At 39.5% G+C, this 23,541-nt stretch carries 21 protein-coding genes; 12 read left to right on the forward strand and 9 right to left on the reverse strand.

The window, feature by feature from the left end; genetic code table 11:
* Positions 1 to 3,004, reverse strand: a 3,004-nt coding sequence (locus ZA05_RS09005) for a PKD domain-containing protein (protein WP_157514631.1), incomplete at its 3' end; no start/stop codon positions are given.
* Between the two features lie 17 nt (positions 3,005 to 3,021).
* Entirely contained in the window at positions 3,022 to 3,498 is a 477-nt protein-coding gene (locus ZA05_RS09010; protein WP_053991370.1) for a hypothetical protein, read from the reverse strand.
* A gap of 194 nt (positions 3,499 to 3,692) precedes the next feature.
* Here ZA05_RS09010 and folE point away from each other — a divergent pair, with 194 nt between their 5' ends.
* The 5 genes from folE (at position 3,693) to ZA05_RS09030 (ending at position 7,581) form a co-directional block, all read left to right on the forward strand.
* A complete protein-coding gene (gene folE, locus ZA05_RS09015) occupies positions 3,693 to 4,370 on the forward strand; it encodes a GTP cyclohydrolase I FolE (RefSeq protein ID WP_053991371.1) in 678 nt (225 codons plus the stop codon).
* A gap of 27 nt (positions 4,371 to 4,397) precedes the next feature.
* Positions 4,398 to 5,879: a cysteine--tRNA ligase gene (gene cysS / locus ZA05_RS09020; protein ID WP_053991372.1), complete on the forward strand. Its 1,482-nt coding sequence runs from the start codon at positions 4,398 to 4,400 to the stop codon at positions 5,877 to 5,879.
* Positions 5,880 to 5,953: 74 nt separating this feature from the next.
* Entirely contained in the window at positions 5,954 to 6,175 is a 222-nt protein-coding gene (gene yidD, locus ZA05_RS18025) for a membrane protein insertion efficiency factor YidD (RefSeq protein WP_076664186.1), read from the forward strand.
* 79 nt (positions 6,176 to 6,254) lie between these two features.
* On the forward strand, positions 6,255 to 7,085 hold the full coding sequence (gene lgt, locus ZA05_RS09025) for a prolipoprotein diacylglyceryl transferase (RefSeq protein ID WP_053991373.1): 831 nt from the start codon (positions 6,255 to 6,257) through the stop codon (positions 7,083 to 7,085).
* A 1-nt stretch (position 7,086) separates the two neighbouring features.
* Entirely contained in the window at positions 7,087 to 7,581 is a 495-nt protein-coding gene (locus ZA05_RS09030; protein ID WP_053991374.1) for a DUF192 domain-containing protein, read from the forward strand.
* A 213-nt stretch (positions 7,582 to 7,794) separates the two neighbouring features.
* On the opposite strand, the gene ZA05_RS09035 is transcribed toward ZA05_RS09030, so the two are convergent.
* From ZA05_RS09035 to mdh, 4 genes are all read right to left on the reverse strand, one after another.
* Positions 7,795 to 7,959: a hypothetical protein gene (locus ZA05_RS09035; RefSeq protein ID WP_157514633.1), complete on the reverse strand. Its 165-nt coding sequence runs from the start codon at positions 7,957 to 7,959 to the stop codon at positions 7,795 to 7,797.
* A gap of 168 nt (positions 7,960 to 8,127) precedes the next feature.
* Positions 8,128 to 11,148 carry a protein translocase subunit SecDF gene (secDF, locus tag ZA05_RS09040; RefSeq protein WP_053991376.1) on the reverse strand — a complete coding sequence of 1,007 codons (3,021 nt, stop codon included), beginning with the start codon at positions 11,146 to 11,148 and terminating at the stop codon, positions 8,128 to 8,130.
* 202 nt (positions 11,149 to 11,350) lie between these two features.
* Positions 11,351 to 11,989, reverse strand: coding sequence for a hypothetical protein (locus ZA05_RS09045; protein WP_053991377.1), 639 nt, complete (start codon positions 11,987 to 11,989; stop codon positions 11,351 to 11,353).
* Positions 11,990 to 12,139: 150 nt separating this feature from the next.
* Positions 12,140 to 13,066, reverse strand: a complete 927-nt coding sequence (mdh, locus tag ZA05_RS09050) for a malate dehydrogenase (protein ID WP_053991378.1) — start codon at positions 13,064 to 13,066, stop codon at positions 12,140 to 12,142.
* 237 nt (positions 13,067 to 13,303) lie between these two features.
* On the opposite strand from mdh, the gene ZA05_RS09055 reads away from it, so the two are divergent.
* Positions 13,304 to 13,639, forward strand: coding sequence for a cupin domain-containing protein (locus tag ZA05_RS09055; protein ID WP_053991379.1), 336 nt, complete (start codon positions 13,304 to 13,306; stop codon positions 13,637 to 13,639).
* Between the two features lie 52 nt (positions 13,640 to 13,691).
* Here ZA05_RS09055 and gyrB read toward each other — a convergent pair whose 3' ends face one another.
* Positions 13,692 to 15,632 carry a DNA topoisomerase (ATP-hydrolyzing) subunit B gene (gene gyrB, locus ZA05_RS09060; protein WP_053991380.1) on the reverse strand — a complete coding sequence of 647 codons (1,941 nt, stop codon included), beginning with the start codon at positions 15,630 to 15,632 and terminating at the stop codon, positions 13,692 to 13,694.
* 376 nt (positions 15,633 to 16,008) lie between these two features.
* Complete coding sequence (asnB, locus tag ZA05_RS09065; protein WP_053991381.1) at positions 16,009 to 17,673, reverse strand: asparagine synthase B; 1,665 nt, start codon at positions 17,671 to 17,673, stop codon at positions 16,009 to 16,011.
* A 234-nt stretch (positions 17,674 to 17,907) separates the two neighbouring features.
* On the opposite strand from asnB, the gene ZA05_RS09070 reads away from it, so the two are divergent.
* The gene (locus tag ZA05_RS09070; RefSeq protein ID WP_053991382.1) at positions 17,908 to 18,444 is read left to right on the forward strand and encodes a DUF2911 domain-containing protein; all 537 of its coding nucleotides are present in this window, start codon (positions 17,908 to 17,910) and stop codon (positions 18,442 to 18,444) included.
* 51 nt (positions 18,445 to 18,495) lie between these two features.
* Here the strand turns inward: ZA05_RS09070 and ZA05_RS09075 are convergent, their stop codons facing one another.
* Positions 18,496 to 19,125 (reverse strand): 7-carboxy-7-deazaguanine synthase QueE, encoded by a 630-nt coding sequence (locus tag ZA05_RS09075; RefSeq protein WP_053991383.1) that lies wholly within the window; start codon positions 19,123 to 19,125, stop codon positions 18,496 to 18,498.
* Positions 19,126 to 19,229: 104 nt separating this feature from the next.
* Here ZA05_RS09075 and ZA05_RS09080 point away from each other — a divergent pair, with 104 nt between their 5' ends.
* From ZA05_RS09080 to ZA05_RS09100, 5 genes are read left to right on the forward strand one after another with little or no spacing between them, the layout of a single operon-like run.
* Positions 19,230 to 20,762 (forward strand): helicase HerA-like domain-containing protein, encoded by a 1,533-nt coding sequence (locus ZA05_RS09080; protein WP_053991384.1) that lies wholly within the window; start codon positions 19,230 to 19,232, stop codon positions 20,760 to 20,762.
* Between the two features lie 40 nt (positions 20,763 to 20,802).
* Positions 20,803 to 21,357 (forward strand): hypothetical protein, encoded by a 555-nt coding sequence (locus ZA05_RS09085; RefSeq protein WP_053975694.1) that lies wholly within the window; start codon positions 20,803 to 20,805, stop codon positions 21,355 to 21,357.
* A gap of 15 nt (positions 21,358 to 21,372) precedes the next feature.
* Positions 21,373 to 22,338, forward strand: a complete 966-nt coding sequence (locus tag ZA05_RS09090; protein WP_053991385.1) for a YitT family protein — start codon at positions 21,373 to 21,375, stop codon at positions 22,336 to 22,338.
* A 5-nt stretch (positions 22,339 to 22,343) separates the two neighbouring features.
* Entirely contained in the window at positions 22,344 to 22,706 is a 363-nt protein-coding gene (locus tag ZA05_RS09095; RefSeq protein ID WP_053991386.1) for a cupin domain-containing protein, read from the forward strand.
* Positions 22,706 to 23,533: an alpha/beta fold hydrolase gene (locus tag ZA05_RS09100; protein ID WP_053991387.1), complete on the forward strand. Its 828-nt coding sequence runs from the start codon at positions 22,706 to 22,708 to the stop codon at positions 23,531 to 23,533. Before ZA05_RS09095 ends, ZA05_RS09100 begins: the two co-directional genes overlap by 1 nt.
* Positions 23,534 to 23,541: the final 8 nt, after the last annotated feature.

Raw genomic sequence — 23,541 nt, forward strand, 5'->3', positions numbered from 1 at the left:
GCTGTGGCGTCGGGTGCACCACAAGGGCCAGCTCAACGATCGTCGCACAGTCCGTGGCGATCGTGGCGCTCTCCACGCGCACATAGAGGATCTGGTCATTGGCCACAATATTGTTGTAGGGGCTAGACAGGGCGTTCACACCGTTGTCCGCGTCCGCAAAGGTCTCGTGGTAGGTCAGCACAAGGCCCGTCGCACCGCCAGTGATGGCCGCATCCGCATCCGAAAGGTCGAACACGCCAAAGCCGTCGCTGTCCGCATCACAGTACTCCAACGCGTCAGGGATGTTGGCCTCCGGAGCCTGTTCTACCACAAGCTCCAAAGTCGTGGTGCTGTAACAGCCCGTTTGGATATCTTCTATACGTACGAAAACCGTCTCTCCCGTCATTCCGAAATATGGGATGGCAAGGGCATTGGCCCCTGACTCGGCATCTGCAAGTGAATTATAATAACTTACGGAATAACCGGGGTTGTTTCCGTTGATCTCTGAATTCTTTATGGTAAGGTCAATGTCCGTTGAACCGTCAGGCACGTTGTCGTCACACACTTCCAACGGGGTCGGGTCCACGTAGCTTGGCAATGGGTTCACAAACAGCTGGAAACTGGAGGTACCGTAACAGTCTGGATAGGCAGGGTCCTCCACCCTTACATAAATGGTCTGTGGGTTCGTGGTGTTGCCATAGGCCGATGGTGTCGCGATGGCTCCCTGGGCCAGTTCGGCATCCGTAAGGCTGGTATAGTACCCTACAGTATAGACCGAAGGGTCCTGAGCTCCCAAGATGAAACTGTCCTGAGAGGTGAGGTCGAACGTAGCTTGATCTGGACTAGAAGCATCTTCAGTACAAAGATAAAGATCTGTCGATTCAAAAGCTTCCGCCCTATGGTTCACTATTAAATTGAATACAGGATTTGCAGATGCAATATAACAATTGGAATCTCCAACACTTTCCACCCTCACATAAATTGGTTGCGGATTCACTGTATTTGTATAAGGGCTTACCAAAGCTCCAGCACCCTCATCTGCTTCGGCAAAACTAGTATAATAAGTCACTAAAAAGTCACTACCTGGCTGTGGCCCTAAAATTCCAAAATCTTGAACGGTTAGGTCAAAGGATTCAAAGCCATCATTACTTATATCGTCACAAAGTTCCAAATCCAGCACAGAATTAATTGTAGGCTGTCCTGTAACATTCAACGTAAACGGCAACACTTCGTAACATCCAGAATCCAAGTATTCAACCCTAATATAAATAGTTTGCCCGTCCGTTCCAGGATATGCACCAGATGTAGAAATTTCATTGGTATCATCATCGGCATCTTGCTGACTTTCATGGAAAGTAACTTCCAATTCACTTTGGTTAGCGGCACTAGCCAATACCACCGATGTATTGGACTCTAAATTAAAAATATATGGAGGCGCACCATTATCACAAACATATAAATTGTTAGGCGCCTCTGTTACGATTTCTGGCAATACTTCAATACACACTTCTTCTGAATATTCACAGCCAAAACTATCAATTGACGTATAGGTATAACAATGCATGCCCGCAGTTGTAGGCTGCACTGTAATAACATTATCTGTTGTATCAATGATTGAGGCATCTGGTCCCCAAGATCCTGTTTCAATATCAGCTGTAAAAGACAACTCAGGAGGTTGAATATTTGGATCAAAATTCATTCCCCAAGAGAAAATATAGCCATTATCAATACTTAAATTATCAACGATTTCGATACACCAATCTCCATTTAATGGACTTCCGATTAAGGAAGCAAAGGATTCTATTGGTAAATAGGTTCCTGGAGCCCAAGAATTTCCAGGAGGATTTGACCCTGCTGTAATTGTTGGTGCATTTTGAAGCAATGTTGTTCCTGACATGGACCAGCAATAATCTGCTCCAACACCCGGAGTATTTGAATTATCATCGTTGGCACCTCCAAAATATGTTCCTCCTCCTGCTTGCACAAACAATTCGGCTTCTTGACCATTTGGAGAAATAATGGTAATATCCAAATCTCCTGAATAAGAGTGCTCCATATTCACACAAACATCCAATAATTGATTGGCGTCTGTCAAAGTTTGGTCGGAAGCAAAACAATCCACTGTGATACAAGTACTGTATACGGCACCAGATCCATCAGGCAAAAAGGTAGTTCCACTTACAGGTGGTGTACATTCATTTATATATTCTACAGCATTCACAACACCATCAATAGTTGTTGACTCTCCAAAACACAAGACAGATTCAGCAGCTTGTGTACCAGTAAAATCAGGTGCCGGTGCCACCTGTACTACTTGATTAATTAAATTGGTGTTAGCACACCCCTCCGGGTCCACACTAGTATTCCCATCCCTAACATTCAAGTTGAGAAGATAAACCCCTGGCTCGGCAAATGAAAATGTGGCCGTCTGTCCTTCGGCACTTTGCCCATCACTAGATATCCACTCATAGGTAGCTCCTGTGCCATCAAATTCAAAATCCCCGCTTCCTGTTACCGTCACCGGCTCATTTATACATACTTCAATATAGCCATCAGCGTTGGGGGTTGGTGTTGCAGAATCCAATTGGGACAATACAGTTTGACAAGGAGTCATACACGATATCTCAGCAGCCCACCCCGTAGTGACCCCAGAATCGTTTGATACGAACTGAATGGTTAAACATCCCGATGTATTATCGGGCGTCGCGGTTACAAACCCAGGATTGTTAGCTCCATCAAAAGTCCCAAAAGCGTCAGCAGCCACACTATCCCCATCATAAATAGTCATAGTATCTGCTCCTAATTGGGTACTAAAAGCTGTAAAGTTGAGCTGTACGAGCTGCCCATCATTCTCTGGGCATATAGTAATTACAATATCTTCCCCTGAGGCATAGTTTCCTGCCGCTCCTCCTGAGTCATAAAACATACCAGAACATTGGGAGAATGTTCCATCTTGCATTAGGAGATCCTGTGAAAAAGAGACAAAAGAAGATATCAAGAAAAATACGAGTAGTGTTCTTTTCATAATTCTGTAGTGAGGGATTATTTTTGAAATTGAGACTTTATAATAATGAAATAATTGGTGTTGTCCACTCGGTACATCTGTCCAGAAAGACCGTTTACATTGAACAAGTATTTTAATGGATTAAAATTTTCTGGATTGAAAACTATATCCCTCTTTAAATCATTTACATAATAATTACACAAAGGAACTTCGGACAACAGGGTACAATCTTTTTGGTCTTGCGGATTGGACAGCATACTTATGCTAATTCTGTTTCTAAGTAAATTCTTAATCTCCTTAACTCTTTGAGGATACTTAAACACATACTTTTCGGCCTGAGCTCCATACACCTCATCAATTTGCGCAAGTTCCTTTTGAGTAAAAGGCGCATTTACATTGTCATTGTAAACAATCGTTGTTAAAGTTTGTTGGTTAGATCGCGTTTGTCCGACAGAAATATTTATAAAAAAAAGTGCAAAACCTACGACAAGTAGGGAGGGTAGTTTTAAATTCATATTGTAGTTTAGTTTTTAAAGGTGCGGAATTTAAGGAATTTTTAATAAAATATTAGTACTTACTTAATGATTTTAACACTTGTTTTGTGCAATGATATAACAGCTCAAATTAAAAAACCCCTACCCGCAATTTGATTTTTTTAATTGCTTATCTTTGCAATCTGTTTAATAAGAGCTTATTTTGAATTTTTGAAATGAAAATAGAAAACGACATAGAAGATTTTGAAGCTTTAGGGAACGATCATATTGGTACTTCGGCAAATACACCAATGAGAGAAGATGCCTTCAAACTTTCCAATGATGAAAAAATCGATATCATCAAGGATGATGTGCGTCATATTATGGAAACCTTAGGTCTGGATTTAACCGACGATAGTTTGAAAGGAACCCCAATGCGTGTTGCCAAAATGTTCGTGAAAGAAATTTTTGGAGGTCTTAACCCCGACAAAAAGCCCAACGCTTCCACTTTTGACAATAAATACAAATACGGGGAGATGTTGGTGGAAAAAAACATTACCGTGTATTCCACTTGTGAGCACCATTTGCTCCCTATCGTAGGGAAGGCCCATGTTGCCTATATCTCCAATGGAACGGTAGTTGGCCTTTCCAAAATGAACCGTATTGTTGATTATTTTGCCAGACGTCCGCAAGTACAGGAACGTTTGACCATTCAAATAGTTAAAGAACTTCAAGAGGTTTTAAATACTGAAGATGTTGCCTGTGTTATCGATGCTAAACATTTATGTGTGAACTCTAGAGGAATCAGAGATGTTGACTGCAGCACAGTAACTTCGGAATTTGGTGGAAAATTTAAAGAGAAAGAAACCCGTAGAGAATTTCTGGATTATATTAAATTAGACACCCAATTTTAGTTTAAAAACCTAACGTAATACATCAGTATGCAACTATACGAGCAACAACCTATTTCTATATACAATTCACTTAGCGGACAAAAAGAAGCGTTCAAACCTATTAACGACGGTTATGTAGGCATGTACGTTTGTGGTCCTACGGTTTATAGTAATGTCCACTTAGGAAATGTAAGAACCTTTATGTCCTTTGATGTCATTTTTAGATATCTAAAGCACTTAGGGTATAAAGTTCGTTATGTTAGAAATATTACAGATGCTGGTCACCTAGAAAACGATGCTGATGTTGGAGAAGACCGTATTGCCAAAAAAGCCCGTCTGGAACAAATTGAACCTATGGAGGTTGTGCAGCGTTACACCGTTGATTTCCATAACATACTGAATACTTTCAATTTTTTACCTCCAAGCATTGAGCCGACAGCTACGGGCCATATCATAGAGCAAATTGAACTTATCAAAAAAATCATTGATAATGGGTTGGCTTACGAAGTCAATGGTTCGGTTTATTTTGATGTTTTAAAATACAACGAAACCAAGGCTTACGGCATCTTGAGCAAGCGTAATGTAGAAGATTTAATTCACAACACACGTGCGCTGGATGGCCAAACCGACAAGAAAAACCCACAGGATTTTGCGCTTTGGAAAAAAGCTGAGCCACAGCATATCATGCGTTGGCCTTCACCTTGGAGTGACGGCTTCCCTGGTTGGCACTTGGAGTGTACCGCCATGAGCACCAAATATTTGGGAGAGCAATTTGATATTCACGGAGGTGGAATGGATTTGAAATTTCCGCACCACGAATGTGAAATCGCTCAAGCCGAAGCTTGCAACAACCACGCACCTGTAAACTATTGGATGCATGCCAACATGCTGATCATGAATGGTAAGAAAATGGCAAAATCTACTGGAAATTACATTTTGCCAAATGAAATTTTCTCAGGAGACAATCCTCACATTACCAAAGCTTATTCACCGAGTGTTGCCCGTTTCTTCATGCTTCAGGCGCACTATAGAAGTGTCCTGGATTTTACCAATAATGGCTTGTTGGCAAGTGAAAAAGGGTTCTACAGACTTATGGATGCCATTAATGTCTTGGATAGCATTACGCCTTCAGGCAATTCTACTTTCAATGTTTTGGAATGGAAACAGAGCTGCTACGACGCCATGAACGATGACTTTAACACCCCTATTTTGGTTGCCAACTTGTTTGAGGCCGTTAAGTTCATCAATCAATTGAAAGAAGGAAGCGCCAACATTTCCGAAGAAGATTTAAAGACTTTAAAGGAAACGATCCATGCCTTTGTGTTTGACATTTTAGGTTTGGTGAATGTAACTGCAGAAGATTCTGGAACAGATAAACTTTCAGGTGCTGTAGAACTGTTGATCAAATTAAGACAGGAAGCAAGAGCCAATAAAGATTTTGCCATGTCTGACAAAATTAGAGACGAATTGGCTGAAGCAGGAATTCAATTAAAAGACGGTAAAGACGGCACCACTTTTACGACCAACTAATTGGTTGTGCAGTCTACCTATATCATAAAAGGGTGCAATAGTATTGCGCCCTTATTTAATTATAATTTAGCCTCATGAAAAAGTTGCTCATTGCTCCTTTTCTATTTCTTATCAAGGTATATCAAACAATGATATCCCCATTCACACCGTCTACTTGCCGTTACCAACCAACCTGCTCACACTACACCAAAGAAGCGCTCCAAAAACACGGCCTTTTTAAAGGCGGCTGGCTCTCCATAAAACGAATTTTGAGTTGTCACCCTTGGGGTGGCAGTGGCTACGACCCTGTTCCCTAACCCAACAGATTAATTTACCAAAACCATAACGTGTAGTCTTTTTCAAAGTACTATATTTACCCTTGAAAATTTTTATCATATGCATTTTTTATCCTTCGTTTGGGACCCTTCAAAAGGAATCGATTTAGGCTTTTTTACCTTACACTATTACAGTATGATGTGGATTGTGGCGTTTGTTCTTGGACTTGCCATTATGAAACGTATCTACAAACACGAAAACCAAAGTGACGCCTCTTTGGATTCGCTTTTCATCTATTCTGTAGTAGGGATTATGTTGGGGGCCCGATTGGGACATGTGATTTTTTACCAGCCGGAATTGTTCAAGGAAGACTTTTTCAGCATCTTTTTACCGTTCAGTTTTAAAGGAGGTATTCATTTTACAGGCTTTCAAGGTTTGGCCAGTCACGGTGCTGCCATAGCCATGATTGTTTCCATGTACTTATATAACAAAAAAGTACTTCACAAATCCGTGCTTTGGATTTTAGACCGCGTGGTAATTCCGGTAGCGTCTGGTGCTGTATTTGTAAGATTGGGGAATTTCATCAATTCTGAAATCATAGGAAAACCAACGGGAAGCGACTACGGCGTGATCTTTAAACAACTACCTCAGGACATGCAAGTTCCAAGACATCCTGCTCAACTTTACGAATCATTTTCATATGTATTTGTATTTTTAATTTTGTGGTACTTCTATTGGAAAACCAACAAAAGCAAACAACAAGGCTTTTTATTTGGTTTGTTCCTCGTGCTTTTATGGACTATCCGTTTCTGCGTAGAATTTGTGAAGGAAGCACAAAATGCAGAACGTGCCGATTGGGCTTTGAACACAGGACAATGGTTAAGTATTCCTTTTATTCTTATTGGCCTTTACTTCATGTTTGTATACAAACCGAAAACTGAATTGAGCTAAAATGCGTAAAATATCCATTGTAAGCCTTCTTCTCCTCTCCATGTTTATAACTCTAGCGGTTATATCCTGTAAGGACGAACCCAAGGCTGTCAAGGAGGTTATTGTTGAATTTAAAAAAGAAGGTACACTTAGTCTCTACAAAGCAGCTTCCGACTCTCAAATAAAAACCATTTCCATTGAAATTGCAGATGACGACTATCAAACCCAAACGGGCTTGATGTATCGCAACAGTATGGAAAACAACCAAGGCATGTTGTTTATATTTCCAAGGGAAGAATTCCATAGTTTTTATATGAAAAACACACGGATTCCTTTGGACATTATCTTTATTGATAAGGATAAAACCATTATCAATATCCACAAAAATGCCAAGCCTTTTGATGAAAGTTCCTTGCCTTCCACTGCCCCAGCCCAATATGTATTGGAAATTAACGGAGGCCTTTCTGATGAATGGAATTTAAGTACTGGAGATCGTATCGATTTTACTAGACTCTAAAAGCAACGACGGACAACTATAGATGATTTCTGTATTACCATTTGTCGTTGCGCTGCTTTCACTTTTTGCATAGCCATTCTTTGCATAAAAACTATGCAAATTTTCATCTTTAACAGCTAACCAAAGGCCATTTTGAGGATAGGTTTCCTTACCAACCTCAACCATTCCGAACCCAATTTCTGCCCATAAGGGCTTCCATGGTGAAAATAAAACCTAGATATAGATATCCGCTCCAAAACCAATGTCCCGAGAGTCCTTATCTTCAATACACATTTTTACTTTATTGCCTTTTAGTGAAGCTGCATAGGCAATTTCCAATATTTCTCCCCATCGAGAAACAAAGAGAAGTTTTCTAGGAGTTGTAAGTTGTGTTTTCACACTCCAATAAGTCAAAAATAATCATAAACGTAACGTCTAATTTTTCGATTCAAAATTAGTCAAATATTCGATTCAAAAATTAGAGGGCAACGTAATTTTTAGTTAATAATTAGCCAATAAAAAAGGCTACCAAAACGGTAGCCTTTTTCAAATTATATAAAGAAATTGTTAGTCTTCTTTTGGTGCTTCACCTTTATCCTTTAAAGAATCATACATGATAGGTGTTGCAATGAATACAGAAGAGTAAGTACCTACTACTACCCCAACGATCAAGGCAAACAATAGACCTCTTAATGAGTCTGCTCCAAAGGTAAACATGGCCAACAATACTACCAAAGTAGTAAGGGAAGTATTCAAGGTTCTACTCAATGTACTGTTGATTGCAGTGTTGATATTAGCGCCTCCTTTGAATCCTAATTTCTCTGCAAGCACTTCTCTAATACGGTCAAACACAACCACGGTATCGTTAAGCGAGTAACCAATTACCGTCAAGATGGCCGCGATGAAAGCTTGATCGATTTCCATGCTAAATGGCATGAAAGAATGCGTGATAGAGAACACACCCAATACAATAATAATATCGTGGAATACCGCCGCAACAGCACCCAATGAGAATTGCCATTTCTTGAAACGTAACAAGATGTAAAGGAATACTACAACCAAAGACCCTAATACCGCCCAAAACGATTCTTTCTTGATATCATCGGCAATGGTTGGACTAACTTTACTTGACAATACTTTACCTACATTGTTTTTACCATCAGCAAAATCTTGGTAGCTGATTCCTGAAGGCAAGTAAGGAGTCAAGGCGTCAAACAACATTGTTTGTACTTCCTCATCAGCTTCTGCTGAATTTTCATTTACTTTATATTTTGTAGAAATCTTTAATTGGTGAGAGTTTCCGATAGTTTTCACTTCGGCACTACCAAATTTCTCCATCAAATCTTTCTTAACATCTTCTGGTTTTACATCCTCAGTAAAACGTACTTGGTAAGTTCTACCTCCAACAAAATCGATACCTTGATCCAAACCTTTAGTAGCCAAAGACCCGATACTCAATACCAATAAAACTCCAGAAATAACGTAAGCAACTTTTCTCTTGGTGATAAAGTTGATGTTCATGTTTTTGAACAAACCTTTTGTCAATCCTGTAGAGAACTCTAAAGACTTTCCTTTGTTTACATACCAGTCTACCAACAATCTTGTAATGAAAATTGCCGTGAACAAAGATGTTACGATACCAATTAATAAAGTCGTTGCGAATCCCTTGATTGGACCTGTACCGAATACGAATAAGATAATCGCAGTAAGACCTGTTGTAATGTTAGCATCTAAAATTGAAGACAATGCATTTGAGAAACCGTCCTTTATTGCTTCCTGCTGAGTCTTACCTGCTGCAATCTCTTCCCTGACACGTTCAAAAATAAGTACGTTAGCATCCACCGACATACCAATGGTCAATACGATACCCGCTAAACCAGGAAGTGTCAATACAGCTCCCAATCCTGAAAGCACACCAAAAATCAACAAGATATTGAACAACAATGCGATATCTGCAAAGCTACCAGCAACACCGTAGTATAAAATCATCCATACCAATACTAAAGCCAAGGCAATCATAAATGATTTGATACCAGAATCGATAGCTTCTTTACCTAAAGATGGCCCAACCTCATCAGCTTGAACAATATCCGCAGACGCAGGTAATTTACCAGCTCTCAATACGTTTGCTAAATCCACTGCTTCATTTAATGTGAAAGCACCAGAAATTTCAGAGTTACCTCCAGAGATAGGTCCTGTACTTACACCAGGCGCAGAGTACACGATGTCATCCAATACAATGGCAATTTGGCTTTGTTGTTGGTAAGCTCTACCGGTCATTTCTTCCCAAATCTTAGCACCTTTACTGTTCATTTGCATGCTTACAGAAGGCTTCCCTAATTGGTTGTAAGATTGACGTGCATCTGTAATTACAGCTCCACTCAATTCTGGCTCATTTTCTCTGTTTCCAACCAATGCATATAAATCTACATAGTCACTGTCCTTAGGCTGGATACCCCATGCAAATTTCACGTAACGTTGCTCAGCTGGCAATAAAGCTCTTACTTTTGGATTGTTCAAGTAAGACGTGATCAAGTCTTTATCCTTAGCTTCAAAAGTTGCTACAGAAGCACCTCCTGCTCCGTAACCTCTCAATAAATCCAAAATTGGATTTGCTTCCACATCTGTAGAATCCGCAGAAGTTTCACCTACCAATTTATCCAATAAATCTGCGTTTCCTTCTTCTGTAGTAGTAGAATCTGTTGCCATTTCAGCAACCTCAGCTACTTCAGTTTCAGTTTTCTCTTCAGCATTTACAATTGGCTTCAACACTTCATTGGCTTGTGCCAAGAATGGCAAAAACTGCTCACCTCTGTAAGCATCCCAGAACTCTAACTGAGCTGTACTTTGTAATAACTTCTTAACACGCTCTACATCCTTAGCACCAGGAAGCTCTACAAGAATACGTCCTGAGTTTCCTAAACGTTGGATGTTTGGCTGCGTTACCCCAAACTTATCGATACGCTTGCGCAATACCTCAAAGGCAGATACGATAGACTCATCTACCTTTTTCTGGATAACATCCTTAACTTGATCATCAGACATATCGATAGTTACCTCTTCACTCAAGGTACGGTTGGCGAAAATGTCTGGAGAGGCCAATTTTGTATCTCCTTTAATAACGTCGAATGCTGTAAAGAAAGATTCCAAATATGGTTCTTGAGCATCTTTTTGGATTTCTTCAGCATCAGATAATGCTTTGTTGAATACAGGATCTGTAGTATGGTTAGCCAATCCTTCCAAGATATCCTTAACCGAAATCTCCAAAATTACGTTGATACCTCCTTTAAGGTCTAAACCAAGGTTCATAGCCTTGTCTTTTACCTCATTATAGGTATAATCTGCAATACCTATGTCAAATACTTTGATTCCTTGTCTTTTTCCGTCCACCTCAACTTTATAGGTTTGAAGTGAATCCAAATAACGAATCTCCTCAGCATTGATTTCTTCTGGAGTATCGTATTTACTAAATGCTGCTTCTTCTGCAGCTGCGTCTATTTGATTGGATTTAAAGGTAAATGATAATTGATAGATACTTACCAGTCCAAACAATAGTGCAAACAATTTTACTAATCCTTTGTTTTGCATTTTTAATTATTTATTGGTCAATTTTTTAATCGGGCAAATATAGAATTTACCCTTGATTTGACAATTATTCTAAATGATTTTGTATGTGCTTAGCTGTTTATAGAATGACTCCCTAAAGCCAGCTGTGTTTTTTGAGACTTTCACTGTTCCTTTTCTAGTTAGTTGAAAGCTCCTTTAAGTGATGATTTTGTGGGAAAGAATTTTATCCTAACATCCCCTTCAAGCTGGGGCCTGCCCTTACCTCTGGAATTTTCTTGGATATATTGTCTATTGCAAGCGCAATATTTTTGTAGAATTTATAAGCAACCTTGATATCTGTTGAAACGGTGTCAATACTGAACACATCTACAGATAAAGATTCGTGTGCCATGAAAGAACGATCGTGGTCTGCTTTCAGTTCCACAGCCATCTTTCCACCTAAATCAAAAGCGGAAGGATCTCCCTTGTGGATTTCGTAAACATCCAAATCGTACTTAACCGAAGAATCTTTGACCGGAATTTTTGGAGATTGGCTTTTGTGCTCAACTCCTGCATACCCCAGCTCCAACAAGTTATCCTCTGTCAATATCTTCTTGATACTGGCAACATCGGCTTCGCTATAATAGGTGATTTTTAATTGTCCGTCTTGAAGTTCACTAACCTTGAGATGTTCAACACCTGCTATTTGCAACTGCTGGGTTAGCTTAACAATGGTAGTTTTGGCCTCAACAGATGATACATCCCCATTGCTGAATTGCAGCACGATTTCCTGATTTGGAACCGGATTGTGCTGTTTTGTAGCAATTCCCCCTAAAAGTGAAAGGATTATTATTAAAGTACTAATGTACCATCTTGAATTCATGCGCCAAATATATAAAAATTTCAAGATTGAACTCACTGAATCCCGCATAAATTAAGGCCCTTTATCAGATTTAAAACAGCCTTATAAATAGCTTCTTACAAAAAAAGGTTGCCATTTGGCAACCCTTTGTATCTATTGTACGTTATAGATTTACAATTCCAACAAACCGTTGGTTTTTGTAACTCCTTCGGCACTAGCAGCCATATGTGCTTTTTCGGCATCGCTCAATTCAATTTCTACGATGCTTTCAATACCGTTTTTACCTAAAATTACAGGTACACCAATACACAAGTCAGACAAACCGAACTCACCTTCCAACAAAGCAGAACATGGGAACATTTTCTTTTGGTCGCAAGCAATAGCCTGTACCAAAGCGCTTACTGCCGCACCTGGCGCATACCAAGCAGACGTACCTAACAATTTAGTTAAAGTAGCTCCACCAACTTTAGTATCTTCCTTAACTTGGTTCAATCTTTCTTCAGAAAGAAACTCAGTTACTTTAATACTGTTTCTGGTTGCATGGGCAGTTAACGGCACCATACCTGTATCGCTATGTCCACCAATTACCATTCCGTCTACATCACTGATAGGCGCTTCTAAAGCCTCTGCCAATCTGTACTTGAAACGAGCTGAATCCAAAGCTCCTCCCATACCGATGATACGGTTTTTAGGAAGCCCAGATGTTTTGTGTACCAAGTAGGTCATAGTATCCATTGGGTTACTTACCACAATGATAATAGTGTCTGGTGAATTTGCAATCAAATTTTCAGATACTGTTTTCACAATGCCGGCATTGATTCCAATCAATTCCTCACGAGTCATTCCCGGCTTACGAGGAATACCAGAAGTGATGACACAGATATCACTCCCTGCCGTTTTTGTGTAATCGTTGGTTACACCTGTAATTTTGGTATCAAACCCATTTAAAGAAGCTGTTTGCATCAAATCCATGGCTTTACCCTCGGCAAAACCTTCTTTGATATCCAACAAAACCACTTCACTTGCAAAATCTTTAATTGCAATATATTCCGCGCAACTGGCACCAACCGCACCAGCCCCAACTACTGTTACTTTCATATAAAAAAAATTTTAGTATTTGTTGATTTTAAGTCTGCCAAAAATACGAATTTTTATACGGTTAATGAAGCCCAAACAGATAAAAAACCTTGATTTTTCAAACTATTTTAGATGCTTTCCGAAAACCAAAAAAATAGGGATTACAGCCCTCAACTTTCACCATTTTAAACTCAAAACCACAAAAAAATCCCGTACTTTTATTGGTTTCTTTTTTAATTCGAAATCAGAACAAAAAAAATGGAAATTATCAAAGCAGACGATGGGTTTCAACCTGTGAATTCCAATCCCGATATCCAACGAAAAGTTATTCACCTAAACGACCTGATGGTTACCATCATCGATTTTCACAATGGCCCAATGGAAACCCCAGATCCGTTTCACCATCACCCCCACGAACAGATTACCTACGTAGCAGCTGGTTCCTTACTGTTTTTTATTGAAGAACTCCAGTACATACTGAAGGCTGGCGACAGTTTTAAAGTAGCCTCCAACCTGAAACATTCCATACAGACACTCACAGAACATGTGAGATTAATAGATAGTTTTTCTCCTATCAGGGAAGAGTTTTTATAAACCAAAAAAGAGTGCTTTTCAGCACTCTTTTTTATCCTATTTCTGTTTGCAATTACGCGTCGATGTTTGCGTAAATGGCATTCTTTTCAATGAATTCTCTACGTGGTGGCACCTCATCTCCCATCAACATTGAGAAAATACGGTCTGCCTCACTTCCGTTGTCAATATTCACTTGACGTAAGGTTCTAAACTCAGGATTCATGGTTGTGTCCCAAAGCTGTTCTGCGTTCATCTCTCCAAGACCTTTGTAACGCTGTACATTTACGCTTCCACCAAATTCTTCTGCGATGGAATCACGTTCCTTATCGTTCCATGCATACTGCTTTTTGTTTCCTTTCTTCACCAAGTAAAGTGGCGGCGTTGCAATATAGATATGGCCGTTTTCAATCAATTCTTTCATATATCTGAAGAAGAAGGTCAAAATCAAGGTTGCAATGTGGCTACCATCAATATCGGCATCACACATGATCACAATTTTGTGGTATCTCAATTTAGAAAGGTTCAAGGCTTTACTGTCCTCTTCGGTTCCAATTGTTACCCCAAGAGCGGTAAATATATTCTTGATCTCTTCATTTTCGAATACCTTGTGGGTCATCGCTTTTTCTACGTTCAAGATTTTACCTCTCAAAGGCAAAATGGCCTGGAACGCTCTGTCACGACCTTGTTTGGCTGTTCCACCTGCCGAATCCCCCTCGACAAGGAACACTTCACATTTTGATGGATCCTGCTCTGAACAGTCACTCAGTTTTCCAGGAAGCCCTCCAATGCTCATCACTGTTTTACGTTGCACCATTTCACGCGCCTTTTGAGCGGCATGACGTGCTTGGGCAGCAAGGATAACTTTCTCAACGATTGTTTTAGCATCTTCTGGGTGCTCTTCCAAATAGTCAGTCAACATTTCAGAAACCGCCTGACTTACACTGGCAGACACTTCTCTGTTTCCTAACTTAGTCTTGGTCTGTCCCTCAAATTGAGGCTCTGCCACCTTCACTGAAATGATTGCAGTTAACCCTTCACGGAAGTCATCCCCTGCAATATCAAATTTCAACTTATCCAACATTCCAGATTCATCGGCATACTTTTTCAGGGTATGGGTCAACCCTCTTCTAAAACCAGATAAGTGCGTTCCTCCTTCGTGGGTATTAATATTATTTACATAAGAATGTAAATTTTCAGCATAAGAAGTATTGTAGATCATGGCCACCTCAACAGGAACCCCATTTTTCTCACCTTCAAAAGCAATGGCTTCCTTCATCAACGGCTCACGGTTTCCATCCAAGTAAGTGATGAATTCCTTCAATCCATTTTCAGAATAAAAGGTTTCACCTATATATTCTCCTTTTTCATCCTTGTTTCTCTTATCCAACAGATGAATGGTAATCCCCTTGTTCAAGTAAGCCAACTCACGCATTCTACTTGCCAAGGTATCATAGCTATACTCAAGGGTTTGCTGGAAAATCGTTGGGTCTGGTTTAAAGGTTACCGTAGTACCTCTACGCTCAGTTTCACCTATGGTTTTTACAGGATACATGGATTTTCCTCTTTCGTATTCCTGTTCCCAAATTTTACCATCTCTGTAAACGGTAGCTTTTAAATGCTCAGACAAGGCATTCACACAACTCACACCTACCCCGTGCAGACCACCTGATACTTTATAGGAATCCTTATCGAATTTACCTCCAGCACCAATTTTGGTCATTACCACTTCCAAAGCAGAAATTCCTTCTTTCTTGTGGATATCTACAGGAATACCACGTCCGTCATCCTCACAAGTAATAGAATTATCTTCGTTGATAATAACTGTAATGTTGTTACAGTGTCCTGCAAGAGCCTCATCGATAGAGTTATCAACCACCTCATAAACCAAGTGGTGCAACCCTCGTACTCCTACATCACCAATATACATGGATGGGCGCATACGTACGTGCTCCATCCCTTCAAGCGCCTGGATACTATCCGCCGAATAATTGTGCTTGTTGAATTCTTCCTTCATGTATTAATAAGTTATTTTTTCTTTAAAATTTCACAAAACCCTGAATTTAAAACATTTAACCTAAACATGTTTTATAATGCTTAAAAACACAGGATGTATTTTTTATAATGCCACATAAAAAAATGCCTGGTACGGCATCTTTTAGTGTACTCACAAAGATAAGAAATTACAGCGCTATTAAAAAGGTTTTTAGAGAGTTTGATTCAAAATTATCAACAATTGTTAATTACTCCAAAGTGGCTTAAAAAGGCTAAAAATAGCCTTAAAATTGATTTTCGATGTTATTATCTTCCGAGCAAAAATTGAAAAAACCTAAAATACCACAGAAGCGATATTTTAGGTTTCACAAACAAAACTACGAAATCTAATTGAGACCTTAATAGGCCTCGGCATGTACATTTGCTACGGCTCTACCTGATGGATCGTTCATATTTTTAAAGGCTTCATCCCATTCCAAAGCGATTTTTGTACTACAGGCCACACTTGCCTCCTGCGGTACCGATAAAGCCGCTGCATCACTAGGGAAATGCTCTGCAAAAATGGAACGGTAATAGAACTCCTCTTTATTGGTTGGGGTTTGTATCGGGAACTTATACTTAGCATTAGCCAATTGCTCATCGGTTACGGCTTCGTTAACCAATTCCTTCAAGGTATCAATCCAGCTATACCCTACACCATCACTAAATTGTTCTTTCTGCCTCCAAGCAACGCTTTCTGGTAAATAGCTTTCAAAGGCCTTACGCACTACCCATTTCTCCATACGCTCTCCATTGATCATTTTATCCTGTGGATTGATACTCATGGCTACATCCATAAATTCCTTGTCCAAAAACGGTACACGTCCTTCAATTCCCCAAGCAGCCAAACTTTTATTGGCTCTCAAGCAATCATACATATGGAGCTTGCTCAACTTTCGTACGGTTTCCTCATGAAACTCCTGTGCATTTGGCGCTTTATGGAAGTACAAATAACCTCCAAACAGCTCATCGGCTCCTTCACCAGACAACACCATTTTAATTCCCATAGACTTGATAACCCTTGCCATTAGATACATGGGTGTACTTGCCCTAATGGTAGTGATATCATAAGTTTCCAAGTTGTAGATAACATCCCTGATAGCATCCAAGCCTTCTTGAATAGTAAACTTTATTTCGTGGTGCACCGTACCTATGTGATCTGCCACCTTTCTAGCCGCAGCCAAATCCGGAGAACCTTCCAATCCTACAGAAAAGGAGTGTAATTGTGGCCACCAAGCATCCGATACATCATCGCTTTCAATACGTTTTTGGGCATATTTTTTAGCAATGGCCGATGTTACCGAAGAATCCAAGCCCCCTGACAACAGTACTCCATAAGGCACATCACTCATCAATTGTCTGTGTACGGCAGCTTCCAAAGCTTCCTTGATTTTTTCAATACTCGTTTCATTATTCTTTACCGCATCATAATCGGTCCAATCTCTTTTGTACCACTGTACAAATTCGCCATCCTTACTATATAAATAATGCCCCGGAGGAAACAATTCAATTTTAGTACAAATACCTTCAAGTGCTTTCAATTCGGAAGCTACATAAAAAGTTCCGTTGGCATCCCATCCTATATATAAAGGAATGATCCCCATATGGTCACGAGCCACAAAATATTCATCCTTATCTACATCATAAATAGCAAAGGCAAAAATACCGTTTAGCTCATCTACAAAATCAACTCCCCGCTCTTTATAAAGCGCCAAAATAACTTCGCAATCACTTTCAGTTTTAAATTCATAAGTCCCTGTGAACTCCTTACGCAAAGTTCTATGGTTATAAATTTCGCCATTGGCCGCCAACACCAACTTACCATCATCACTCAACAGCGGCTGTTTCCCTGAGGCGGGATCTACAATAGCCAAACGTTCATGCGCCAAAATTGCCTTTTCATTATTAAAGATCCCATTCCAATCTGGTCCGCGATGACGGATCTTTTTAGACATCTCCAATACTTGGGGTCTTAAATCTTCTGCTTTCTGTTTTAAATCGAATGCACATACAATTCCACACATATTAATCAAGTTTTAATTACATGTCAAAGATGTATTTTACATATCATAATAAAAACATAATAACACATTACACTTTCAATTTGAAACTTTTAAAATATTTTTAAATAAAAATCGTTATTTAAAAACAAAGGTTTTAAGCCATTCACATTTCAATTGTCAATTTAAAATGTATGATTTTTCGGAAACTATTTTTACAAATTCTTCTATCTTTAAACAGTCAAAAAAAACATTTTTATGAAAAATAGAATCATCACAACACTTTTACTGGCATTCACCATGTTTTTGTCGCAAGGTATAAATGCTCAAGAATTCAGCGATTTAGACAAAAGTCCAATGGATGCAGCTGCATATCCTACTAGCCATAAAGAAAGCAGCAAGAGCATTAAAGTAATATACAGCCGCCCTCAATTAAAGGGACGCCCACTAAGCAAATTGACTCCTGAAGGCAAAGTTTGGCGTACAGGAGCTAATGAAGCAACTGAGGTTACTTTTTACAAGGACGTTAATTTTGCTGGCAAAGCCATCAAAGCGGGGACTTATTCTTTCTTTACAATCCCTGGCGAGAAACAATGGACTATTATTTTGAATTCCGACACGAATGTTTGGGGAGCATACTCCTATGACGAATCTAAAGATGTTGCCAGAGTTACTGTTCCAGTAAGTAAAGACAATAAAGCATTGGAAGCGTTTTCAATTACTTTTGATAAAGATGCCACCATGTATTTAGGATGGGATACCCTTAGAGTCGCCATCCCAATTGAAGTGAAATAAACTTTTCTACATAGCACAACAAAAAGGCCTTGAAAATTCAAGGCCTTTTTGCTAGGGTATATTTAAGTACTTATGCGTTTGTAAAGACACTTTCCACTTTGGATTCTTCATGACATAATCCACAATTTCTGGAATCATCTTTTCCCGCTTGCTCCACTCTGGCTGTAAGTACAAAATACAATCTTTGTTCACTTGGGCCGCCTGTTCTTCGGCAAAACGGAAATCGTCCATATTATAGACAATTACCTTAAGCTCATTGGCATTTTCATATACTTTTTGTGTTGGAAGCTTCATTTTTTTTGGTGATAAACAAATCCAGTCCCAAGTACCGCTCAACTCATAAGCACCAGATGTTTCAATATGAACTTTCAATCCCCTCTCCTTCAACTGTCTTGTCAACTCAGTCATATCCCAAGTCAATGGCTCTCCACCTGTAACCACAATAGTGTCACTATATTTTGCAGCGTTTTCTACAATCTTTGAAGTTTCGGTAGGCGGATGGATTTCGGCATTCCAACTTTCCTTCACATCGCACCAATGGCACCCAACATCACAACCACCTACACGAATAAAGTAGGCCGCTGTTCCTTTATAAAATCCTTCCCCTTGAATGGTGTAAAACTCCTCCATCAAAGGCAGCATTAGTCCCTTGTCTACCAAGGTCTGTACATCTTGTTTCATAGAGTGCAAAGATAGGTTACTAGTAGAAGTTTCTTGTTAAAATATTGAAAAGATTTTCCAGCGTATTGCTGCAAGATTAGTACTTTTATAAAAATTTTGGGACTATGGGCAAAACGGAAGACTTTCTCAATATCATTCAAGAAGGAAACACTTTTAAAGGAGACTATATCACGGTGGGATCGGCCATGTTGGACGGAAAAACATTACCAAAAGCCTTTGTGAATATCCCTTTAAAAACCATGAACCGCCACGGCCTCATTGCTGGCGCCACGGGAACAGGAAAAACCAAGACCCTGCAAGTGTTGGCCGAAAATTTATCTGAAAAAGGAATACCGGTATTGCTTATGGACATTAAAGGTGACCTTAGTGGTTTAGCCAAACCAAGTCCAGGTCATCCAAAAATTGAAGAACGCCACGAACTCATTGGCCTTCCTTTTGAAAGTAAAGCCTTCCCAGTTGAAGTCCTCACCCTTTCTGAACAGGATGGCGTTCGGCTAAGAGCCACAGTGAGTGAATTTGGCCCTGTGTTAATTTCCCGAATTTTGGATGTCTCCGAAACCCAGGCAGGTATTATCGCAGTTATCTTTAAATACTGTGACGATCACCAATTGCCGCTGTTGGACTTGAAGGATTTCAAAAAGATTCTTCAATATGCTACCGATGAGGGCAAAGAAGAATTTGAAGCTGCCTATGGCCGTATTTCAACCTCTTCCACTGGAGCCATTTTGAGAAAAATTGTGGAACTGGAACAACAAGGAGGCGATTTGTTTTTTGGTGAACGTTCGTTTGATCCGCAAGATTTGTTACGTGTTAATGAAGAAGGCAAAGGGTACATTAACATCATCCGCCTTACAGACATTCAGGACCGACCTAAACTGTTCTCAACCTTTATGTTAAGCCTTTTGGCTGAAATCTATTCAACATTTCCAGAACAAGGCGATGGCGAAAGACCAGAGCTTGTACTATTTATCGATGAGGCCCATCTTATTTTTGATGAAGCCTCCAAAGCCTTGCTCAACCAAATTGAGAGTATCATTAAACTTATCAGAAGTAAAGGTGTCGGGATTTATTTTGTAACGCAAGACCCTACCGATGTGCCAGAATCCGTTTTGGGACAATTAGGCCTTAAAATACAACATGCCCTACGAGCCTTTACAGCCAAAGACCGAAAAGCCATTAAGCTTACCGCTGAAAACTATCCTGAAACAGACTATTACGATACAACGGAAGTCCTGACTTCATTGGGAACAGGAGAAGCCTTGGTTTCTGCATTAGACGAAAAAGGAAGACCAACGCCTTTAGCAGCAACCATGATGCGTGCTCCCATGAGCCGCATGGACATTCTAACCGAAACAGAATTAAGTGAATTACTTTCCAAATCTAATTTGGTCAAAAAATATAATGAGACTGTTGACAGAGAAAGCGCCTATGAACTACTGAACAAAAAGATTGAGATAGCTCAAGCCAAAGAAACTCAAGAAAAAGCCCAACAGGAGCAAAAGGCCTTAGAGAAAGCACAAAGAAAACAAACAACTTCTACCAAGCGCGACAACTCTTTGGATCCCTTAATAAAAGTAGTCACCAGTGCCACATTTATCCGTGGTGTCTTTGGTATACTCAACAAAGTTTTAAAATAAACCTTTAACCTAATATTAATTACAAACCATTTTTAGAGAAATGTACAAATCTATTTTAAGCCTCAGTATTCTATCAATTTTAGCGGTAAGCTGTAAAAAGGAACAAGATCCTTTTGCCATAGAAAAGCAACATGTAGGATTGCTTACCGATTCCACAAAAGTTAAAGATCTCAAAATGATTTTTGCCCAGGATTCCATTGCCCAACCAATTACAGGTGATGAATATATGAGTGGAGGCAGCGATATAGAAATTTTCACAAAAACCGGAGACAAGTTATTGGTATTGACTCCAACTCAAGCATTGGATTCTACCGCCACCATAGAAAGTGTACAGATTATGGATCCGCGTTTCAAAACCGGAAAAAACATTTCTACGGTAAGTACATTTAAGGAAATTCAAGATTCTTATAAAATTACCAGAATCAATAACCTTATCAACACTGTTGTAGTATTTGTTGATGAAATCAATGCCTCGTTTACGATTGACAAAAAAGAATTGCCTGCTAACTTAAGGTTTGACATGAATTTGAAGATTGAAAAATCACAAATTCCAGACAGTGCCAAAGTAAAATACTTTTTCGTACACTGGAACTAGATATGAAATAAAGCAATGAACCCTTTTTTTTCAAAACTACTCGCCGACATTGCGCGCAAACGCTTGGAAACAGACCACAAACCTGTTTCCAAAAAGCAAATTGAGCCAATGGTAACATCCATACGGGTAGAATTGTCACATGCCATCAGGTCCTATTTTTTTATTGCCCTTGGTGTGTTTTCGGCTGGATTTGGATTAAAAGGGTTTTTATTGCCAAATCGCTTCATTGACGGAGGCGCCACGGGTATTTCCCTGTTATTGGAAAATATCACCCACATTGAACTGGGCTATCTTCTTGTCTTGGTCAATGTCCCCTTTTTGATTCTGGGCGCGCTCACATTCAATTTAAAGTTCGCCTTAAAGAGTATTAGCGCAATAGCCTTTTTGGCCTTTGTAGTGCATTTTGTGGAGTATCCTACCATTACCGATGACAAACTGCTCATTGCTGTTTTTGGAGGCTTTTTCCTCGGGTTGGGAATTGGAATGGCTATGCGTGGCGGCAGCGTTATCGACGGAACAGAAGTTTTGGCCATCTATTTAAGCCGAAAGCTATCCATGACCGTTGGCGATGTACTGCTGGTGACCAATATTATTATCTTTTCATTTGGAGCTTATATCCTTTCAATAGAAACGGCACTCTACGCCATCCTCACCTATCTTGCTGCCGCCAAGACTGTTGATTTTGTCGTTGACGGTGTGGAAGAATATGTTGGTGTGACCATTATTTCTGAAAAACATGAAGAAATACGAATCATGCTTATTGAGAAGTTGCGTCGGGCATGTACCATTTACGCTGGAAAAGGCGGTTATGGCCAACACGGAAAAAGCTACGAAAAGGACATTATCTATACAGTAGTAACACGTTTGGAATTGGCTAAATTACACACCGAAACTGATAAGATAGACAAAAACGCTTTCATCATCATGGGAGTTGTCAAGGACATTAAAGGAGGCATGATTAAGAGAAAACCATTAAAATAAAGTCAATGAAAAATTATACCGTCCAAGACAATCCTTTTGTTGTTCCCACCGATGATGGAAAAGTAATTAAGGAACATTTTGGAGTAGCCACCAATGGCGACACCCAATTAAGCATTGCCCATATGGTTGCACCTCCCGGCTGGAGCGAACCGTTCCAAACACCAGAATTTGATGAATATACTTTTATTATAAAAGGTCAAAAGCAATTCATTATTGAAGGAGAAACCATTGTGCTAAAAGCAGGGCAATCCATTAAAATAAACAAGCATACTAGAATACAATACTCCAATCCATTTACAGAACCTTGCGAATACCTTGCTATTTGCAAACCCGCGTTTTCAATGGACTTGGTCAATAGAGAATCATAATGAAAAATACTTTGGTTAAACTTGTGGGCCTAAGTGTGAACACTTCAAGTTTCATCTCGAAATCTTTTGCTGCTGAAAGGGCATTAAGCCTATTTTCAACTCCTTTAAAAGGAAGGCCTAATGAAGAACAATCTGATTTTTTAAACACAGCTTTCAAGGAAGAATTGCAATACAACAACATTCCTATAATGACCTATCGTTGGCTAGGGAAGAAAGAAACGGTTTTATTGGTTCATGGTTGGGAAAGCAATTCGGCACGCTGGAAAAACCTCATCCTAGAATTAAAGTCAAAGGATTACAACATTGTAGCTTTAGATGCTCCAGCGCATGGCAATTCAGGAAGCAAGCGCTTTAATGCCCTCCTCTATGCTGAATTTATACATGTGGTTGCTAAAAAATATAGCCCAAGCATTATTATTGGACATTCGGTTGGAGGGATGGCTTCTGTTTATTTTCAACATACCCACCAGATTTCCTCAATACAAAAAATGATTTTGTTGGGAGCACCTTCCGAGTTTTCCGGAATATTGAATCGTTATGTAGAAATGCTAGGCTACAATAGGCGGGTAACTCACCAACTCAATTCCATTATCAGGGATAGATTTGGCGTTACTCCCAAAGAGTTTTCAACTTCCAAATTCATCTCTAATATCACACCAAAAACACTGATTATCCATGATGAATTGGATAAAATCATTCCTTACCAAGATGCCCTTCTACTTAAAAATGCCTATCACAACAGTAAATTGATCACTACCAATGGTTTTGGCCATTCACTCAACAATGCTACGGTAAGCAATCATATTCATTCTTTTTTAGAGGGTTAAACACTATC

Source organism: Mangrovimonas sp. TPBH4 (genome assembly GCF_001280505.1).
Classification (GTDB): domain Bacteria; phylum Bacteroidota; class Bacteroidia; order Flavobacteriales; family Flavobacteriaceae; genus Mangrovimonas_A.

Excerpts from the sequence above, each read along its gene's own strand:
- ZA05_RS09010 (WP_053991370.1), bottom strand. The coding sequence starts at position 3,498 with ATGAATTTAAAACTACCCTCCCTACTTGTCGTAGGTTTTGCACTTTTT.
- folE (WP_053991371.1), top strand. The coding sequence starts at position 3,693 with ATGAAAATAGAAAACGACATAGAAGATTTTGAAGCTTTAGGGAACGAT.
- cysS (WP_053991372.1), top strand. The coding sequence starts at position 4,398 with ATGCAACTATACGAGCAACAACCTATTTCTATATACAATTCACTTAGC.
- yidD (WP_076664186.1), top strand. The coding sequence starts at position 5,954 with ATGAAAAAGTTGCTCATTGCTCCTTTTCTATTTCTTATCAAGGTATAT.
- lgt (WP_053991373.1), top strand. The coding sequence starts at position 6,255 with ATGCATTTTTTATCCTTCGTTTGGGACCCTTCAAAAGGAATCGATTTA.
- ZA05_RS09030 (WP_053991374.1), top strand. The coding sequence starts at position 7,087 with ATGCGTAAAATATCCATTGTAAGCCTTCTTCTCCTCTCCATGTTTATA.
- secDF (WP_053991376.1), bottom strand. The coding sequence starts at position 11,148 with ATGCAAAACAAAGGATTAGTAAAATTGTTTGCACTATTGTTTGGACTG.
- ZA05_RS09045 (WP_053991377.1), bottom strand. The coding sequence starts at position 11,989 with ATGAATTCAAGATGGTACATTAGTACTTTAATAATAATCCTTTCACTT.
- mdh (WP_053991378.1), bottom strand. The coding sequence starts at position 13,066 with ATGAAAGTAACAGTAGTTGGGGCTGGTGCGGTTGGTGCCAGTTGCGCG.
- ZA05_RS09055 (WP_053991379.1), top strand. The coding sequence starts at position 13,304 with ATGGAAATTATCAAAGCAGACGATGGGTTTCAACCTGTGAATTCCAAT.
- gyrB (WP_053991380.1), bottom strand. The coding sequence starts at position 15,632 with ATGAAGGAAGAATTCAACAAGCACAATTATTCGGCGGATAGTATCCAG.
- asnB (WP_053991381.1), bottom strand. The coding sequence starts at position 17,673 with ATGTGTGGAATTGTATGTGCATTCGATTTAAAACAGAAAGCAGAAGAT.
- ZA05_RS09070 (WP_053991382.1), top strand. The coding sequence starts at position 17,908 with ATGAAAAATAGAATCATCACAACACTTTTACTGGCATTCACCATGTTT.
- ZA05_RS09075 (WP_053991383.1), bottom strand. The coding sequence starts at position 19,125 with ATGAAACAAGATGTACAGACCTTGGTAGACAAGGGACTAATGCTGCCT.
- ZA05_RS09080 (WP_053991384.1), top strand. The coding sequence starts at position 19,230 with ATGGGCAAAACGGAAGACTTTCTCAATATCATTCAAGAAGGAAACACT.
- ZA05_RS09085 (WP_053975694.1), top strand. The coding sequence starts at position 20,803 with ATGTACAAATCTATTTTAAGCCTCAGTATTCTATCAATTTTAGCGGTA.
- ZA05_RS09090 (WP_053991385.1), top strand. The coding sequence starts at position 21,373 with ATGAACCCTTTTTTTTCAAAACTACTCGCCGACATTGCGCGCAAACGC.
- ZA05_RS09095 (WP_053991386.1), top strand. The coding sequence starts at position 22,344 with ATGAAAAATTATACCGTCCAAGACAATCCTTTTGTTGTTCCCACCGAT.
- ZA05_RS09100 (WP_053991387.1), top strand. The coding sequence starts at position 22,706 with ATGAAAAATACTTTGGTTAAACTTGTGGGCCTAAGTGTGAACACTTCA.